General features: G+C 70.4%; 15 protein-coding genes. 1 reads left to right on the forward strand and 14 read right to left on the reverse strand.

Annotated elements, in window-relative coordinates:
* Nucleotides 1-350: 350 nt before the first annotated feature.
* From ACZ5IK_RS14375 to ACZ5IK_RS14405, 7 genes are all read right to left on the reverse strand, one after another.
* Nucleotides 351-1,538, reverse strand: a complete 1,188-nt coding sequence (locus ACZ5IK_RS14375; RefSeq protein WP_465488090.1) for a cytochrome P450 family protein — start codon at nucleotides 1,536-1,538, stop codon at nucleotides 351-353.
* Nucleotides 1,522-2,670 carry a peptidase M16 family protein gene (locus tag ACZ5IK_RS14380; RefSeq protein ID WP_465488091.1) on the reverse strand — a complete coding sequence of 383 codons (1,149 nt, stop codon included), beginning with the start codon at nucleotides 2,668-2,670 and terminating at the stop codon, nucleotides 1,522-1,524. Before ACZ5IK_RS14380 ends, ACZ5IK_RS14375 begins: the two co-directional genes overlap by 17 nt.
* On the reverse strand, nucleotides 2,667-3,770 hold the full coding sequence (locus tag ACZ5IK_RS14385; protein ID WP_465488092.1) for an insulinase family protein: 1,104 nt from the start codon (nucleotides 3,768-3,770) through the stop codon (nucleotides 2,667-2,669). Before ACZ5IK_RS14385 ends, ACZ5IK_RS14380 begins: the two co-directional genes overlap by 4 nt.
* A complete protein-coding gene (locus tag ACZ5IK_RS14390) occupies nucleotides 3,767-4,996 on the reverse strand; it encodes an MFS transporter (protein ID WP_465488093.1) in 1,230 nt (409 codons plus the stop codon). The genes ACZ5IK_RS14385 and ACZ5IK_RS14390 overlap by 4 nt, the downstream gene beginning before the upstream one ends.
* Nucleotides 4,993-5,688, reverse strand: a complete 696-nt coding sequence (locus ACZ5IK_RS14395; protein WP_465488094.1) for a hypothetical protein — start codon at nucleotides 5,686-5,688, stop codon at nucleotides 4,993-4,995. The genes ACZ5IK_RS14390 and ACZ5IK_RS14395 overlap by 4 nt, the downstream gene beginning before the upstream one ends.
* Nucleotides 5,685-6,437, reverse strand: a complete 753-nt coding sequence (locus ACZ5IK_RS14400) for a hypothetical protein (RefSeq protein WP_465488095.1) — start codon at nucleotides 6,435-6,437, stop codon at nucleotides 5,685-5,687. Before ACZ5IK_RS14400 ends, ACZ5IK_RS14395 begins: the two co-directional genes overlap by 4 nt.
* A gap of 63 nt (nucleotides 6,438-6,500) precedes the next feature.
* Nucleotides 6,501-6,644, reverse strand: a complete 144-nt coding sequence (locus ACZ5IK_RS14405) for a hypothetical protein (RefSeq protein ID WP_158255745.1) — start codon at nucleotides 6,642-6,644, stop codon at nucleotides 6,501-6,503.
* 174 nt (nucleotides 6,645-6,818) lie between these two features.
* Between ACZ5IK_RS14405 and ACZ5IK_RS14410 the strand changes: the two genes are divergently transcribed.
* Nucleotides 6,819-6,995 (forward strand): hypothetical protein, encoded by a 177-nt coding sequence (locus tag ACZ5IK_RS14410; protein ID WP_465488096.1) that lies wholly within the window; start codon nucleotides 6,819-6,821, stop codon nucleotides 6,993-6,995.
* Between the two features lie 4 nt (nucleotides 6,996-6,999).
* On the opposite strand, the gene ACZ5IK_RS14415 is transcribed toward ACZ5IK_RS14410, so the two are convergent.
* From ACZ5IK_RS14415 to ACZ5IK_RS14445, 7 genes are all read right to left on the reverse strand, one after another.
* Entirely contained in the window at nucleotides 7,000-9,975 is a 2,976-nt protein-coding gene (locus ACZ5IK_RS14415) for an AfsR/SARP family transcriptional regulator (protein WP_465488097.1), read from the reverse strand.
* Between the two features lie 162 nt (nucleotides 9,976-10,137).
* Nucleotides 10,138-10,569: a heat shock protein transcriptional repressor HspR gene (locus tag ACZ5IK_RS14420; protein WP_101611386.1), complete on the reverse strand. Its 432-nt coding sequence runs from the start codon at nucleotides 10,567-10,569 to the stop codon at nucleotides 10,138-10,140.
* A 5-nt stretch (nucleotides 10,570-10,574) separates the two neighbouring features.
* Nucleotides 10,575-11,753 (reverse strand): molecular chaperone DnaJ, encoded by a 1,179-nt coding sequence (gene dnaJ, locus ACZ5IK_RS14425; RefSeq protein ID WP_465488098.1) that lies wholly within the window; start codon nucleotides 11,751-11,753, stop codon nucleotides 10,575-10,577.
* Between the two features lie 33 nt (nucleotides 11,754-11,786).
* Nucleotides 11,787-12,560 carry a nucleotide exchange factor GrpE gene (grpE, locus tag ACZ5IK_RS14430; protein WP_465488099.1) on the reverse strand — a complete coding sequence of 258 codons (774 nt, stop codon included), beginning with the start codon at nucleotides 12,558-12,560 and terminating at the stop codon, nucleotides 11,787-11,789.
* Nucleotides 12,557-14,434, reverse strand: coding sequence for a molecular chaperone DnaK (gene dnaK / locus ACZ5IK_RS14435; RefSeq protein ID WP_465488100.1), 1,878 nt, complete (start codon nucleotides 14,432-14,434; stop codon nucleotides 12,557-12,559). The genes grpE and dnaK overlap by 4 nt, the downstream gene beginning before the upstream one ends.
* 165 nt (nucleotides 14,435-14,599) lie before the next feature.
* On the reverse strand, nucleotides 14,600-16,018 hold the full coding sequence (locus ACZ5IK_RS14440) for an alpha/beta hydrolase (RefSeq protein ID WP_465488101.1): 1,419 nt from the start codon (nucleotides 16,016-16,018) through the stop codon (nucleotides 14,600-14,602).
* Entirely contained in the window at nucleotides 16,015-16,701 is a 687-nt protein-coding gene (locus tag ACZ5IK_RS14445) for a DUF4097 family beta strand repeat-containing protein (protein WP_465488102.1), read from the reverse strand. Before ACZ5IK_RS14445 ends, ACZ5IK_RS14440 begins: the two co-directional genes overlap by 4 nt.
* Nucleotides 16,702-16,715: the final 14 nt, after the last annotated feature.

The following is a 16,715-nucleotide window of genomic DNA, read 5'->3' on the forward strand; positions in this document are numbered from 1 at the left end:
GATTTGGGACGGTGAACGTCCTAAATCTTCCCCACACGGCTGCCGTCCGCGAGGTCACGGGGATGGCACGGTCTTGATCAACGGAGGATCGGGGACATTGAGCGTCCCCGATCCTCCGTCGATCAAGCACCCAGACCGGACCGACCCCCCTCGACGATGAAGGAATCAGGACACTCAACGTCCCAAATCCTCCACACCCGAACCCTGTCGCGGTGAAACCCCGGTGTCATCAAACTCCGAGAACGGAGCGGGCCCCTCGACTACCGCACCCCACCTTCACCCTGGTCACACGTAGGTAGGCAAATACCGGTCCGCTCTAACCGTCCTTACCACTCACGAGGCCGTCGCTCTCAGCCGAGCAGAACGGGAAGTTCGGTGACACCGCGCGAGATCAGCGTTCGTCGCCAGGAGCGGTCCTGACCGGACGCCAGGGCGAGATCCGGGAACCGGGTCAGCAGCACCCGGAGCGCGGTGCTCACCTGGATCCGGGCCAGCGGCGCGCCGAGGCAGTAGTGGATGCCGTGGCCGAACGCGAGATGGCCGGTCGCGGCGCGGTGGATGTCGAAGCCGCCGGGCCGAGGGAAGCGTTCCGGATCGCGACCCACCGCGGCGAGGGCGATCATCACCGTCTCCCCGGGCGGGATCACCGTTCCCGATTCGCCCACCGGCCAGTGTGTGGTGGTGAACCTGCGGGTCGAGAACGGCTGCGGTCCGTCGTAGCGCAGGATCTCCTCGACGGCGCGAGGCAGCAGGTCCCAGTCCGCGCGCAACGCCGCGAGCTGATCCGGGTGGTCGAGCAGCGCGAGGACACCGTTGGCGATCAGGTTCGTGCTGGTGACGTGTCCCGCCACCAGGAGCAGGAAGGTCGTGGCCCGGAGTTCGGCCTGGCTCAACCGGTCGGCGTCCTCGTCGGTGGTCCGGATCAGCGCGCTGAGCAGGTCTTCGCCCGGGTCGGCCCGTTTCCGCTCGATCAGGCCGTCGAAGTACCGGTTGATCTCGTCGACGTCGATCGGGCCCGCGGAGGCGTCCCCGGCGGAGGCCATGATCCGGCCGCACAACGCGGAGAACTCCGCCCTGTCCAGGAACGGCACTCCGAGCAGTTCGGAGATGACCGAGACGGGCAGCGGAAAGGCGAACTCGGCGATCAGATCGCGCGGGCCGCCGGCGGCGGCCATCCGGTCGACGAGTTCGACGGCGATCGCTTCGACGCGCGGGATCAGCGCGGCGACCCGGCGGGCGGTGAACGACCGTGAGACCAGCCTGCGCAGCCGGGTGTGGTCCGGCGGATCGCTGGAGATCATGTTGGCCCCGATCGCGCCGGGTCCGATCCGGCCGGTGGCGCGCAGCCAGTTCTTGATCAGGGTCGGCTCCGCCAGCGCGGCGAAGGCCTCGTCGTAGCCGACGACGAGCCAAACGTCGCCGCCACCCGGCCACCGGACGTGATGCACCGGTCCCCGTTCCCGGAGTCCGGCCAGCACGGCATACGGATCGCGGTAGAGATCCTCGGGCAGGTCGACGAGTTCAGAACTGCTGATCACGATGCTCCTCCGGAAGGTCTTCGGCGTGCAGTACTCCGGCGCGCATCCGCCACAGGCGCGCCGATCCCGCCGCCCGGCGCAACTCCCCGGGCATCGTTCCCGCGCCGGGCACCGGTGACGGCGGCACCAAGGCCAGCTGAGCCCGGCCGAGCGGCGAAACGCCCGCGAACGCCCGTTCCTGGTACTCCCGCCGGTCGGCGCCTTGCCAGGCCGCGACGCCTTCGTCCTCGGCCGCGAAGGCGCTCGTCAGCGCGTCCCGCAGCCGTCGATCCGATCGTTCGTCACGCCAGCACAGCACGGTGACCTCGTGTTCCTCGGCGGTGATGACGGTGGAACCCACCAACGGGAATCCGGCACGGGCGGTCCGCGTCGCGAGTGGACCGGATCGTGACGTCAGGGCCCGGACGGCCGAGCGGCCCACGAGGTCGCTGACGGCGGACGGCAGGGTGAGTACCGTCAGTCCGTCCACATCGGACGGAAGGACGAGCGGAAGCCTTTCCGCGCCGCCATTCCCGGGCGTCACCGGCGCGCTCGGTGACGGCAGGGCGGAGGCGATGACGTCCAGTACTCGTTCCCGGTCCACCGAAGGCGCCGCGAGGACCAGCACCGCGTTTTCGGGCCGATAGTGCCCGGCGGTGAACCTGGCGACGTCGTCGAGGGTGATCCGGTCGAGGCTTTCCCCGTCGGCGCGGGCGGTATCGGCCGCCCGTCCCTCGGGTACGGCGGCTTCGGCGGCGGCCGGACCGAGCAGTACCAACGGATTGACCGCCCCGGCGCGCATTTCCAGTGCCACCGCGTGCCGTTCGGCTTCGAGTGCGGCGGCGCCGGACCGCGCCGGGTCGAGCAGCCGGACCAGCGTCCGGACGACCCGGTCGCCGTGTTCGGGCACCGCGGCCACGGTGAACCGGGTCTCCGCGTTGCCCGTGTGGCCGGTGAGGTGCGACCGGGAACCGCCGTCGAGCGCGGCGGCGATCCGGAGGTGCTCGGTCAGATGGGCCGTCCCCCAGGGGAACGGGGGATCCGCACTGGATCCGGCGGAAACCCGCAGGCAGGCGCCGACGGTATGCGCGCCGGGCACCGGGAGCAGCCGGACGCGGAGCCCGGAAACCACGGTCTCTTCGGGCATGGTCATGTCAGGGACTCCAGCCGGGAAAGCTGATCCGGGCGCACTTCTCCGGTGACCGCGACGGCGGGCGGAGCCGGGTCGGGAACGCCGAAGTCGAGACCTTCCTCCGCACGTTCCGCCACCGCTTCGGCGAGCCGTCCCAGCGGGATTTCGCCCCGTGCCCGACGTCGCCGGTCGGCCACCGCGCCGAACGGCTCGTCGGCTTGGACGAGCAGCAACGTGCGGCAGCGCACCGCCGCGTCGGCCAGTTCGGCGGAAGGCGGCTGGCACAGCGCTTCGCGCACCACGTCGAGCAGGAGCGTCGCGGTTTCGGCCACGCGCCCGGGATCCACGAGCGCGTAACCGCCCACGCTCGCCCCTCCGGCGCCTTCGTCCCAGCTCAGCGCGGCGACTCCGTAGGCGAGACCGCGCTCCCCGCGCAGCAGCCGGATCAACCGGCCCTCGGCTCCCGTCCCCAGCGACTCGACCAGCAGCGGCAACGCGCCGTCCGGCAGCGTGTCCGCCCGCAGCGGCAGCCGGACCGCGACCCTGGCGCTGGTCTCCCCGGGTACCGGCGCGGTGACCAGGCCACCGTGCCAAGGGTTCGCGGCATCGCTCCGGTGGGTGACCGCGCCGAGGGGTGAGCCACTCGCGTAGTGGACGTCGATGCCCGTCTCCCGGCAGCGATCCAGGTACTCCTTGACGTCCTCGGCCGAGACCCGCGCCATCGATTCGGCGTCGCCCAATGGTCCACAGTGGACTTTTCCGGAAGCCGCCGTCTCGATCGTGTCGAGCATCCGCAGATAGAGGTTCCCCGAACGGCTCCGCAGCAACCGCGTCTGTGCCTCGCGCAATCCGGTCAGCTGCCGGGTGGCCGGTCCGCCGAAGCGGGACTCGTAGTGCCCGGCCAGCCTGCCCAGGTCACCCATAGCCGTCCAGTAGGAGAACGAGGAAACGTGCGCTTCGAGCCGGTGCCGGGTGTGCCAGCCCAGTTCCTCCCGCAGCGAACCGCCCGGGGTGGCCGCGATCCACCGCGCCGCCAGCGCGGCCAGGCCTTCGAGACCTTCTGGATCGGCCAGGTATCCGTAAGGGAGATCGACGATGGCCGCGTCGGATGTGGGACTCACGCCGTCACCGCCTTCGGCAGGTTCCGGGCCAGTCGCGCCGCGAAGACGGCCGTCGGCAGGGCGATGACCGTGGCGGCGATCCCGGCGACGGCGAGCACCGGCCCCACTCCCCAGATGGGCGCCAGAAAGGTGACCAGGGCAAGGGAAACGCATTGGGCCGCGACGACGAAGGACCGCCGGAACGCCAGCACCCGGCCGAGCGCGGCCGGATCCGCGTGTCGCTGGCACAGCAGCGTGTTGGGCATCGCGAACAGCAGGTTGTGCGCCCCGGCCACGAATCCGGCGAGAAAGACCCAGACCGGCGAGGCGTGCGCGCACAGGACCACGAGGCCGATGACCGGCGCGGCCAGCGCGGCGCCCACGGTCACCATCACGGCCGGGTTGAGCGCGCCCCGCCGTTTGGCCACCGACGCCGACATCGTCAGCCACCCGACGCCCATCGCGGAGGCGAACAACCCCGCCTGCGCGGTCCGGCCGTCCGCGCCCACCAGCACCACCGCGAACTGCGGAACGGCACCGAGGCAGGCGAAAAGCGACGCCTCGGCCAGCACGGCCGTCCGAAGTAGACGGTCGCCGGTCAGGGCACGCACGCCGTCACGCAGCATGGCGAGCGGGCTGCTCCTGCCCCGTGCGGCGGGCTGTTGACGCGGTATCGGCAAGGTGAGCAGCGCGGCGAGCACGAAACTGGCCGCGTTCGCCGCCACCGCACCGGAAAAGCCGAGCCCGACCGCGACGACCGCCCCCAGCAACGGGCCAAGAGCGAGGATCGCGCCGTTGGTCACCTCTTGCGCGGCGTCGGCGGCGGCCAGGCGCGATGCGGGCACCAAGGCGGGCGTGAGGCTGGGCAGCACCGCCGAGTTGAGCGTGCTGACCGTGCCGAGCAACACGGTCAGCACGTAGTACAGGGGGATGTTCCGCAGTTCCACCACGAGCAGCAGCACGAGGGTGACCGCACCAGCGAGGAGATTGAGCACGATGGACAGTCCGCGCCGGTCGAACCGGTCGGCCAGCACCCCGGCCCACGGCGAGAACACGATCCTGGGCAGCAGGCCGGCGACGAACGCGCCGCCGGTCAGGCTCGCGGAACCGGTCACCTGCAGCACCCACAGCGGCATGGCCAGCGACTGCGCCGTGCCGCCGAGCCCGGACAACGACTGCCCGGCCCACAGCCACCAGAACGGCCGCCCGAGCCGCTCCTTGACCTCGGCGCCGGCGACCGCCGTCATCGTGGAAGCCGCGCCGCGTCCGCCACGGCGACCGCCAGCTGCGCCTTGGTCCGCGACTCCCGCGGCGAGCCGAGCCATCCGTCGACGGCCCCGCAGAACTCGTCGAAGGCCTCCAGGCACGGCAACGAGGACTGGTTGACTTCGGCCTCCAGGCAGGCGTACCGGCCGATCGGCGTGATCTCCCCGTCCGGCCGCCGGAACTCGACGAGATCGACACTGAACACGCACGGGTGGCCGCCGGCGAGCGTGCCGAAGCGCTTGATCCGCCGCTGGCTGGTGATCCCCACCGTCTCCAGCGGCCCTCGCACCAGTCCGAGGTTCCGGAGATGGCGCAGCGGCAGGACCTCCCCGGCGGTCAGCACCGCCGTCAGCTCGCCGGGGTCGATCCGCTCGGAGATCTCCAGCGCGTCCCGGCGGCCCTCCCAGTCGATGGTCTGCTTGATCCCGATCCAGCCGATCCCGGCCAGCGCGCCCTGGTTCGCGGCGATGCGCAACGAGTGTCCGTCGCCGGTGAGGCTGCGCTCGGCGTCGTCGAGGTACAGGATGCTCTGGGTCGCGACCACCGTCTCGGTGAGCCCGGTGAGGTTCTCGCGGACGGCGGGGGAATCGAGCCACCGCAACGGATCCGCGAGGGCGTCGGCGTGGTCGAGTGCCCATTTGCTTTCGTGCTCGACACCCACGATCCGGGTCATCGGCCCGTCCTTTCGTCCGGCGAGGCAGGCGGGAAGAGGTGGAAGACGTCGACGTCCCGCTCGGTCAGCCCGAAGACCCTTCGGAAGGTCTCCCGCACCACCGCGACCGACTGCAGGGGCGGCTGGAAGTGCCCGGACTTGGTGTTGGCGACGACCATCGCGACCCGGTCCGCGCCGATGAGCACGATTTCGCCCGCCGCGCGGGCGAGCAGGCGATCGGGGACCAGCATCGGATGCGCGACCGGGACACCGTCCACGCTGGCGCGGTTGCGGCCGAAGATCAGATCGACCAGTTCGAACGGCCGCGTCCAGACCAGCAGCCGCTCGTCTTCGTCGATGACGAACATGTAAGAGATGCCAGAAGTCAAGTGCCGCAACGGTTCCACCGGATCGCGCAGCTCGATCGTGTCCGCGAGGACGGCGTCGCAGACGGAACGATAGCGCTCCTCGAACAGTTCGCGGTCGAACTCCAGCAACGGTGGATCCGCCGAGAGCACCGTTCGCCGGGGAGGCGGCGCGGCGCCCGCGGAGGAGAGATAGGCCTGGCCGATCAGCGCACTCAGCTCGCGGATCCGGGTGGCGACCCGCTCCTCGCCCGGGTCCGCGGTCAGCACCGTCCGCAACGCGATCAGCTCCTCGTAGAGGACGAACACCCTCGCCTGCGAGTGCGGGCCGTAGGAGTCCTCGGTCCGCCTGCCGACCTCGGCGAACCGGGACAACAACAGACCGATGGCATCGGTGGTGAGCAATCCGGCCCCCTTCCGCGCAGGCACGGGCCGGGGATCGCTCCCCGGCCCGTGCCTGCGGAGCGCTTACAGGTCGTCCGGGTGGGTGAAGCCCGCCTGGGCCATGACCAGGGCCTGGTGGCCCTCGTCGGTGGCGTCGAGCTCACGGAGGCCGGTCACGATGGCCTCGACCTTCAGCAGCTGCTCCGCGGTCACCAGATTCGCGTTCATGCACTTGCTCCTTCCTGGTGCGGCTGCGCCACGACCGATGACCGGCGTGGCGCGTTGGCACAACCGATCGTCGTGACGGCGGATCTGCGCCCGCTCGCAGTGGTCGTAGATCGGACGTAGATCGACCCGCGAGAAGGTGGAAGGGACCTGGGGAGGACGCGAAGGAGCTACTGCGTGATCTTGGAAGACGGCGGCCGGAGACGATCTCGGCGTGCGACGGTCGTCGTGCTGGCCACGGCGGTATTGCTGGCGGTGTCCGGGTTCCCTGCCGCTCAGGCGAGCGCGAGCGATCCCGGACCGTCCTGGAACAACACCATCTCGGATACGCCGCCACCGTCGTCGGCGAGCTGAGAACTCACCGCGTGAGTTCCTCGATCGCGCGGATCGCGTCATCGGCTTCCGGGAGTTCGAGATCGACGAAGAGCAGATGCGCCTGGTCCAGCCGTGCCACGGCGTCGGCGGATCTGCCCAGCGCGGCGAGGGCCCTGCCGAGCACGAGCAGCGCGTTGGCCTGGTCGCGCCGGGTTCCGATTTCTTCGCAGAGCCGAAGGGCCGACAGCCCCTCTGTCATGGCCTCTTCGGCCCGGCCCAGCGCCAGCAGGGTTTCGGCGAGCCGGTAGAGGGCGTGCGCCGCCCGCTCCCGGATTCCCGCCGCCAGGCAGCTCTCCACGCAGGCGGTGAACCGCTCGGCCGCGGCTTCGTGGCGCTCCAGCGCCTGGTTCGCGAGGCCGAGCACGTAAAGCGCGTACCCGATCCCCGACGCGTCGCCCATTTCCCTGGCCAGGGCGAGAGCCGACTCGCAGACGGCGAGGACGTTCGCGGGGTCTCCGCCCCGCAGCATGGCGTGCGCGGAGTTCAGGCTGCTGGTCACCGCTCCCGAACCGTGGCCGAGCTGCCGCGCCAGCTCGGCGGAGCGATCGAAACACCGGACGGCGAGCTGGTAGTCGTGACGGAGCTGGGCGGCCAGCCCGAGATTGTTGAGCGCCTGCCGGAGGATCACCGGATCGTCGCCCGCCGTCGCGGCGTCGACCGCGCGTCGCGCGTGCGCCTCGACGTCGGCGTGGGTGGCCGTGCGCAACGCGACGGTGCTGGCCAGGAATTCGGCACGGCCGACGGTGCGGTGATGCTCCCGCCGTCCCGGCCCCATCGGCTCGGGGAGCCGGGCCACCGCCTTCGTCAGGTTCGCCGCCGCGACGTCCAGTCGTCTCGCGCCCGCTTCGGCGGTGAACGGGCTCATCGCGATCAGCAGGTCGACAGCGGTGCTCAGCAAGGGTGCGATGCCGATTTCGACGCCCCTGGCGCAGGCCGACACCACGGTGTCCCCCACCGACGACGCCCACTCCCTGGCCGCCCGCAGGTCGGCGATCGGCAGTCCCGCGCCCGCGGGCGACCGCGTGCCCAGCACGTCGCCGGTCGGATCCCCCGGGACCGCGTGCGCGAACGCGTTGCGTGCGGTGGCCACCAGCAGCGACAACAACCGGTCGAGAGCGGCGGCCTCGTCGGCCGGGTCCCGGTCACGACTGCGGCCGAAGGCGACCAGGAGCTCGTGGACGCGGAATCTGCCGGTGAAGGTGTCGTCCAGGATGGAGGCGTCCACGAGGCCCTCCAGCCTTGCTTCGGCCTCGGCCGGGTCCACGCCGAGGACCGCCGCCGCTTCCGGCAGCGTGAACTCGGCGCCGGCGACCGTGGCGAGCAGCACGAAGTCTCCGGCGAGTGGCTCCGGAAGCTGCCGATAGGCCACCTCGAAGACCGCTTCGATGGCGAGCGGCCCCGCCCGCAGTTCGGCTATCCGGCGGCGTTCGTCCCGCAACCTCTCGACCATGGACGCAAGGGTCCAGTGAGGGCGTGCCGCGAGCCGCGACGCCACGATCCGCACGGCCAGCGGGAGCAGTCCGCACGCGGTGACGAGGTCGAGCGCGCCTGCCGGTTCGGCCGCCACGCGGTGCGCGCCGACGCACTGCCGGACCAGGCCGAGCGCCTCGTCCGGGGTGAACACCTCCAGGCTGACCTGGGTGAGCAGCGGCAGCCCGTCCAGCCGCGCGCGGCTGGTGATCAGCACCGCGCACCCCGGCGTACCGGGCAGCGCGTCACGGATCTGCGCGGCGTCGAAGACGTTGTCCAGCACGATGAGCATCCGGCGGCCGTCGACCAGCGACCGCCACAACCCGCGACGCTCGGCCAGTCGCTCGGGCAGCCGGTTCGATGGCACGCCGAGCCCGGTGAGCAGCACTTCCAGCAGCTCCGGGCCGGTCAGCGGATCGCCGACCTGGTCGAGATCGCCGAGATCGGCGTGCAGCTGGCCGTCCGGGTACCGCTCGCGGAGTCCGTGGGCCAGATGCACCGCGAGGCTGGTCTTGCCGACCCCGCTCATCCCGGTGATCGCCACCACCGCGGGCGTCGCCCGGTCGGCGGCGGTCAGCACCTCCCGCAGCGCGGCGAGCTGATCGGCGCGGCCGGTGAAGTCCGGCAGATCGGGAGGAAGCTGCGCCGGGATCGGTCGCCAGGCGCCCGCGGGCGGTTCGGCGGGCGACGGGACGACGACCGGCGGCTCGGCGCGCGGGGCCACGTCGTCCCCGCGGAGGATGCGTTCGTGGAGTTCGACCAGTTCCGCACCGGGGTCGATCCCGTGCGCCTCCACCAGGGTCCGGCGAGCGTCGTGGAACACGCGCAACGCGTCGACCTGGCGGCCCATCCCGTGGAGCGCGCGCATCAGCAGGACGTACAGCCGTTCCCGCATCGGGTGTTCCGCGATCATCGCCGTCAGCCGCGGCTGGACCTCGTAGTAGTGACCGAGGCGGAGCTCCGCCTCCAGGTACTGCTCGGTGAGCGCGGTGTGCAGCTCGTCCAGCCAGCTCCGGCTGTGCTCGGCGAACAGTCCCGGCACCCCGGCGAGCGGCTCACCGGTCCACAGCCCGAGTGCTTCGGACAGCACGCGCCTGGCCCGGTGCGCGTCGCCCGAAGCCAGCGCTTCTTGAGCCACGGCACCGAGTTCTTCGGCGCGGGAGGTGTCCACGGCCGAGGAGGGGACGACCAGCCGGTAGCCGTCGCCCGCCGTCACCAGCAGTTCGTCTTCGGCTCCGGAGGTGGCGAGCAGCCGTCTCAGCCGCCAGGCGTAGGTCCGCACGATCGAGGCGGACCGGGCGGGAATGTCCTGGTCCCACAACGTGTCCGTCAGTCTGGCCAGGGACAGCGCCGTTCCGGGGGCGAGCGCCAACGCGGCCAGCATCGCCTGCTGTTTGGGTGTCCCGACGGGGACCATCACGCCATCGGGCCGCCGCAGCCGCATCGGGCCCAGCAGAACGAATCCCACCCCAGGCAGTGCCGCCGTCATCCGCGCCGCCCCTTTCGGTCGCGACGATACACACGGACGGTGAGCGTCGGCCCGAACTCGGAGAACGCTGCCCGTTAGTCCTGTCTCCCGCGCCGAAGCGGGCAAGAAAGCAATTCGGCACCTGGCCGGAACCAGGTGCCGAATCGGGTCCTGCCCGGTGGTTCAGATCCTTCTGGGCTTGGGCTTCCAGACCACCAGCGCCGTCTGCTGCCGCAGCGGGACGAGGTCCTTGCGGTAGGAGGCGTGCACGGCCGCGGCCGTCTGTTCGGCGGTGAGGTACGCGGCCGTGAGTTCTTCGGTCAGTTCGGCGATCCGGTCCCGCAGGGCGTCGACCTGGTTCTCCAGCTCGATGATCCGCTTGATGCCCGCGAGATTGACACCGTCCTCCTGGGACAGTCGCTGCACTTCACGCAGCAGCGCGATGTCCCGCATGGAGTATCGGCGTCCACCACCGGAGGTCCGGCCCGGCGACACGAGACCCTGCCGGTCGTAGGACCGGAGGGTCTGCGCGTGCAGGCCGGAAAGCTGCGCCGCCACCGAAATGACGAACACCGGGGTGTCCTCGTCCGCGCCGTGCGGCAGCCCGCCGAACATCCTGCTCACCTGCCTTCGAGAAGTTCGGTGATCTCCGGTCGTGGATCGTGGTCGGACATGGCTTCCGCGTAGGCCTCGAGGGCCTCACGGGCCTTGTCGTCCAACTTGGACGGGATGGCCGCCTGCAGGGTGACCAGCAGGTCGCCCTGCGCGCCGTCCCGTTTGGCGATTCCCTTGCCACGCACGCGAAGCACGCGACCGCTCGCCGTACCTTGCGGCACCTTCAGCGAGACCTTGCCCTCGAGCGTCGGCACGGTGATCGTGCCGCCGAGGGCCAGTTCCGCGAAGGACACCGGCACGGAGATCGTCAGGTCGAGGTCCTGCCGCCCGAACACCGCGTGCGGTGCGACGTGCACGCGGACGTACAGATCGCCCGCCTGCGCGCCACCGCGGCCCGGTTCGCCCTGGCCAGCCAGCCGGATCCGCTGGTCGTCGGCGACGCCCGGCGGGATCCGCACGGTCAGGGTGCGGGTGCGGGTGGAGACACCCTCGCCCGCGCATTCCGGACAGGGTTCGTCGATGATCGTGCCGCGGCCGCGGCAGTCGCGGCACGGCTCGGAGAACGCGAACGCGCCCTGGCTCCGGCTGACCAGCCCGCTGCCCTGACAGGTCGAACACGTCCTCGGGGAGGTCCCCGGCTTCGCGCCGTTCCCGCCGCAGGTGGAACAGGTCGCCGGACTCGACAGCCGCAGCGGCAGGGTCGCGCCCTTGACCGCTTCGGTGAAGTCGATCCGGACGTCGGTCTCGACGTCCGCGCCGCGTTGCGGCCGGTTCGCCGTGGCACCGGCCGCGGCACCGCGGCGGCCGAAGAGACCGCCGAGGATGTCGCCGAGCCCGCCGAAACCGGCCTGCTGCTGGCCACCCGCCTGACCGAAGATGTCGCCGACGTCGAAACCGCCGGCGCCACCGCCACCACCCGGGAAACCGAAGCCACCGGGACCGCCGGAGCCGAAGAGGCGGCGTGCCTCGTCGTACTCCTTGCGCTTGGACGTGTCGGACAGGACGCCGTACGCCTCGGAGACCGCCTTGAACTTCTTCTCGGCTTCCGCGTTGCCCGCGTTGGCGTCGGGGTGGTTCTCCTTGGCCAGCTTGCGATAGGCCTTTTTGATCTCGTCCGCGGTGGCGTCGGAGGAGACGCCCAGCTCACGGTAGAAGTCCTTACCGATCCATTCCCGTGCACTCACCGAACGTCTCCTCCTTTCACGCCGTATCGCCGATCAGCGGTCGTTCTCATCGAAGAGCTCGCCCTCGAGCGGCAGCTCGCCGCCGACGGGCGGGTCCACCGGGGCGGCCTGCGCCGCCGGTGCTCCGGCGGCACCCGGCTCGTGGTCGGTGACCCCGACCAGCGCCGCGCGCAGCACACGCTCGCCGAAGCGGTAACCGCGGCGCATGACCGTGGTGACCGTCGGGCCCGCGACGTCCGGTGACGTGCTGTGCTGCACGGCCTCGTGCACGCTCGGGTCGAAGGGCTCGCCCTCGGTACCGAACGGTTCGAGACCCGACCGCTGCAGGCTCCCGACCAGCTTCTCGCCGACCGCCTTGAAGGCACCGGTCAGATCGCCGTGCTGCTCCGCGCGCTCGAGGTCGTCGAGCAGCGGGAGCAGGTCGTTGACGACCGACGCCTTCGCGCCGGTGACGACCTGCTCGCGGTCGCGATCCACGCGCTTGCGGTAGTTGGCGTACTCCGCCTGGAGACGCTGGAGGTCGGCGGTGCGCTCCGCCAGCTCCTTCTCCAGACCGGTGGCCACCGACACCGAATCGTCCACAATGGAGTCCCCGAGGCCGGGCCCCGCGTGGGTCACGGGGGGCTCCGGCATTTCGGCCACTACGGGTTCCTCGGTCGGAGCGGCGTGCTTCGGACCGTCCTGCGCTTCGGCGGCCGGGGCGGCCGGGCGGACTTCACCGGTCAGCGGATCGATCCGCCGACGGTCCCGCACGACCACCGGTTCCTCGGGGCCCCGGCCCTCGGTTTCGTCGTAGCGTCCCGTCACTTCTTGTCCTTCTCGTCCTCTTCGACGATCTCGGCGTCGACGACGTCGTCGGCCTTGGCCTGCGAACCGGTGCCCGCGCCCGCGGTCCCGGCCGCGCCTTCACCGGCAGCTGCGCCATCGGCGGCGTTGCCCGCCGCGTTGGCGTAGAGCGCCGTGCCGAGCTCCTGCGAAGCGGTGTTCAGCTTCTCGATGGACTCGCGGATCTTCGCCGAGTCGGTGCCCTTGAGCGCCTCGTTGGCTTCGTCGATCGCGGTCTTCACCTTGCCCTTGAGCTCCTCGGGCAGCTTGTCCTCGTTGTCCTTGACGAACTTCTCCGTCTGGTAGACGAGGGTCTCCGCCTGGTTGCGGGTCTCCGCTTCCTCGCGGCGCTGCTTGTCCTCTTCGGCGTGCGCCTCGGCGTCCTTGACCATGCGCTCGATGTCGTCCTTCGGCAGCGCGGAGCCACCGGTGATCGTCATCGACTGCTCCTTGTTCGTGCCGAGGTCCTTCGCGAGGACGTGCACGATGCCGTTGGCGTCGATGTCGAAGGTGACCTCGATCTGCGGCACGCCACGCGGGGCGGGCGGGAGACCGGTCAGCTCGAACATGCCGAGCTTCTTGTTGTGCGCGGCGATCTCGCGCTCACCCTGGAACACCTGGATCTGCACCGAGGGCTGGTTGTCGTCCGCGGTGGAGAAGATCTCCGAACGCTTGGTCGGGATCGTGGTGTTGCGCTCGATGAGCTTGGTGAACACCCCGCCCTTGGTCTCGATGCCCAGCGAAAGCGGGGTCACGTCGAGCAGCAGGACGTCCTTGACCTCGCCCTTGAGCACACCGGCCTGCAGTGCGGCGCCGACGGCGACGACCTCGTCCGGGTTCACGCCCTTGTTCGGCTCGCGGCCGCCGGTCAGCTCCTTGACCAGGTCCGACACGGCGGGCATGCGGGTGGAACCACCCACGAGCACGACGTGGTCGATGTCGCCGACCGCGACACCCGCGTCACGGATGACGTTGTTGAACGGCTTGCGGGTGCGCTCGAGCAGGTCCGAGGTGATCTTCTGGAACTCGGCGCGGGAAAGCTGCTCGTCGAGGAACAGCGGGTTCTTGTCCGCGTCCACCGTGATGTACGGCAGGTTGATGCCCGCGGAGTTCGAGCTGGACAGCTCGATCTTCGCCTTTTCGGCGGCCTCACGGATGCGCTGGAGCGCCATCTTGTCCTTGGTGAGGTCGATGCCGCTGGAGGCCTTGAACTTGTCGACCAGCCAGGTGACGATGCGCTCGTCCCAGTCGTCACCACCGAGGTGGTTGTCACCGGAGGTCGCGCGGACCTCCACGACACCCTCGCCGATCTCCAGCAGCGAGACGTCGAACGTACCGCCACCGAGGTCGAAGACCAGGATGGTCTGTTCCTTCTCGCCCTTGTCCAGGCCGTACGCCAGCGCCGCCGCGGTGGGCTCGTTGACGATGCGGAGCACGTTCAGGCCGGCGATCTGCCCGGCCTCCTTCGTGGCCTGCCGCTGCGCGTCCTCGAAGTAGGCGGGGACGGTGATGACCGCGTCGGTGATGGTCTCGCCCAGGTACGCCTCGGCGTCGCGCTTGAGCTTCATCAGCACCCGGGCGCTGATCTCCTGCGAGGTGTACGCCTTGCCGTCGATCTCGGTCTTCCAGTCGGTACCGACGTGCCGCTTGACCGACCGGATCGTCCGGTCGACGTTCGTCACGGCCTGGTTCTTCGCCGGCTGACCGGTCAGCACTTCGCCGTTCTTGGCGAAGGCGACGATGGACGGGGTGGTGCGTGAACCTTCCGAGTTGGCGATGACCGTCGGCTCGCCGCCCTCAAGGACAGCGACGACCGAGTTGGTCGTGCCGAGGTCGATGCCGACCGCTCGCGCCATGGTGTGTTCCTCCTGCTATTCGTGACCTGCACGTTCGCCCCCATGTTGAGTGGGCGTCACGCAAGTTCTATCGGGATCGTGGGGTTTCCGTCAAGCCGGACTTGAGCCGACTGCACTCAACCTTGTATCCGGCTCAACGAGCGGCCGGGGCGTCTTGTTCCCGGACTACCGGCAGACCTTGCCCGGAGCGGGTGTGACCCCGCTCACCAGGTACTTCACCTCTTCGGTGCGCACGCAGGGCGAGTTGAGGAGCCCCGTGTGCCCGTACCCGGCGTCGACCAGCAACGTCGAGTTCTCGATGTTCTTCGCGAGCCCCCGGGCCCAGGCCAGTGGCGTCGCCGGATCGTGTTCGCCGCCGACCACGAGGATCGGCGCCGCGCCCCGCACCTTCTGCGGCTGGGGCGGATACGCCGGGTCGACGGGCCAGCCCGCGCAGCCGCTCGTGATGTCCCAGAACTCCGAGTAGCGCCAGCTGTGCGGCGCGAGGGTCTTCACCAGCCCCTGCATGACGCGCATGTCGGCGTAGGAGGTGAAGGCCGGGCCGAAGTCGTGGCAGCCGATCGCGCGGTACGCGCCGTAGGACGGGTCCAGCTGCGAGTACGGCGCCAGCCCGGACGCGTCCGGCTTCTCCGCCGTCGCGGCCGAGATCACCTTGCTCAGCTCCGGCCAGAACGCCGGCAGGATGAGCGCGCCGTAGACACCGGACGCCATTTCCTCGGCGGTCACGTTCCGCCCGAGCGCGCTCGCCGGGACACCGCCAGGCGTCGCCATGAGCGCGTCGTAGGTGGCGAGGACGTCCTTGCCGCGAAGCGCGCACTCGTCCGAGGTCGGGCACCACTTCGCGAAGTCGCCGAGCGCGCGTTCGGTCGCGATGGCCTCGTCGAGGATCGCCTTCCTCGTCGGCAGGGAGTGGTCGATGGCACCGTCGAGCACCATCGCCCGGACTCGCTTCGGGTACTTCTCCGCGTACACGGCGCCGAGCTCGGAACCGTAGGAGACGCCGAGCCAGCTGATCTTCGGCTCACCCAAGGCGACCCGGATCGACTCGATGTCGTCGGCCGCGTGCCAAGTGTCCACTTGGGACAGCACGGGTCCTGTCCTCTTGAGACACTCCGCGCCCGAAGCACGGTTGTGCTCGATGAACTTGTCGTAGTCCGCGCGGCTCTTCGGGAACCGGCCGATCGCCGGGTCGTGCAGCGTGGGCGCGCAAGTGACCGCGGGCCTGCTGTCGCCGACGCCGCGCGGGTCGAACCCGATGACGTCGAACCGCTGCCGCAGCGCGGCCGTTTCCGGCTTGTCCAACGCGAAACCGCGGCCGCCGTACTTGAGCACGGTGACCCCGGCGCCGCCGGGACCACCCGGATTCGTCAGCAGCGAACCGATACGGCGCGCGGGATCGGTGGCGGGCAGTTTCGCCAGCGCGATCGAGATCGTCCCGTTCACCTGGAGGTTCGCGCATTCCAGCGTCGGCGCGTACTCGGTCGCGCACGGTTTCCAGTCGAGCCGGGGCGCGGCGGACGCGGGCAGCGCGGACAGCGGCAGGAGGGTCAGCGCCGTGACGGCGGCGAGTGCCTTCGTCCTCATACGGGCCGCACCGTGACCTTGCCGGTGCCGGACTTGAGGTCCAGCACGTTCGCCGAGGCCTGGTCCTGCCGCACGCCGACGGTCTCGACCTTGCCGGTCTCCGAGCTGGCGTTGATGCGGTACGCGCCGTCGGGAACGGTGACGGTGACCTGCCCGGTGTCGGCGCTCGCGGTGACCGCGCCCGGCTTGGTCAGCCCGACCTTGATGTCCCCGGTGCCGGTGACCATTTTCACCGGCCCTGTCGAACTCAAGACCTCGAGATCCCCGGTGTCACCCCGGAGGTCCACCGCGGCCGCGCGGGTGAGGGTGATCTTGCCGGTGCCGATGGATCCGGAGATCGCGAGCTCACGCGGGACCACGACCTCGTAGTCCACGCCGCATTGGCTGCAACCGCCGAGAACCAGCGTGCCGTTCTCGACGCTGTGCGTCTTGCCGGGATTCCGGCCCGTATAAGTGACTTCGCGATGCAGCGAGACCGGTGCGCCGTCCTCGACCCGGAGCTTGAGCCCGCCGACCGGGACGTCGACCCGGATCGCGGTGATCTGCTCGGTGACCGGTGTCCCGTCGCTCAGCGTCTCGCGGCCTTCGCCTGTGCAGCCGACGACGCCGAAGGCCACCAGCGCGCCGAGAGCGAGCGCGCCGAGGACGCGCCGCTCTTTAGTGAACAGAGCTTTGTTGACCATGAGAAAGTGTTCCC

It is taken from the genome of Amycolatopsis sp. NPDC031561, assembly GCF_055580625.1.

Excerpts from the sequence above, each read along its gene's own strand:
- ACZ5IK_RS14380 (WP_465488091.1), bottom strand. The coding sequence starts at position 2,670 with ATGACCATGCCCGAAGAGACCGTGGTTTCCGGGCTCCGCGTCCGGCTG.
- ACZ5IK_RS14390 (WP_465488093.1), bottom strand. The coding sequence starts at position 4,996 with ATGACGGCGGTCGCCGGCGCCGAGGTCAAGGAGCGGCTCGGGCGGCCG.
- ACZ5IK_RS14395 (WP_465488094.1), bottom strand. The coding sequence starts at position 5,688 with ATGACCCGGATCGTGGGTGTCGAGCACGAAAGCAAATGGGCACTCGAC.
- ACZ5IK_RS14405 (WP_158255745.1), bottom strand. The coding sequence starts at position 6,644 with ATGAACGCGAATCTGGTGACCGCGGAGCAGCTGCTGAAGGTCGAGGCC.
- ACZ5IK_RS14415 (WP_465488097.1), bottom strand. The coding sequence starts at position 9,975 with ATGACGGCGGCACTGCCTGGGGTGGGATTCGTTCTGCTGGGCCCGATG.
- ACZ5IK_RS14420 (WP_101611386.1), bottom strand. The coding sequence starts at position 10,569 with ATGTTCGGCGGGCTGCCGCACGGCGCGGACGAGGACACCCCGGTGTTC.
- dnaK (WP_465488100.1), bottom strand. The coding sequence starts at position 14,434 with ATGGCGCGAGCGGTCGGCATCGACCTCGGCACGACCAACTCGGTCGTC.
- ACZ5IK_RS14440 (WP_465488101.1), bottom strand. The coding sequence starts at position 16,018 with ATGAGGACGAAGGCACTCGCCGCCGTCACGGCGCTGACCCTCCTGCCG.
- ACZ5IK_RS14445 (WP_465488102.1), bottom strand. The coding sequence starts at position 16,701 with ATGGTCAACAAAGCTCTGTTCACTAAAGAGCGGCGCGTCCTCGGCGCG.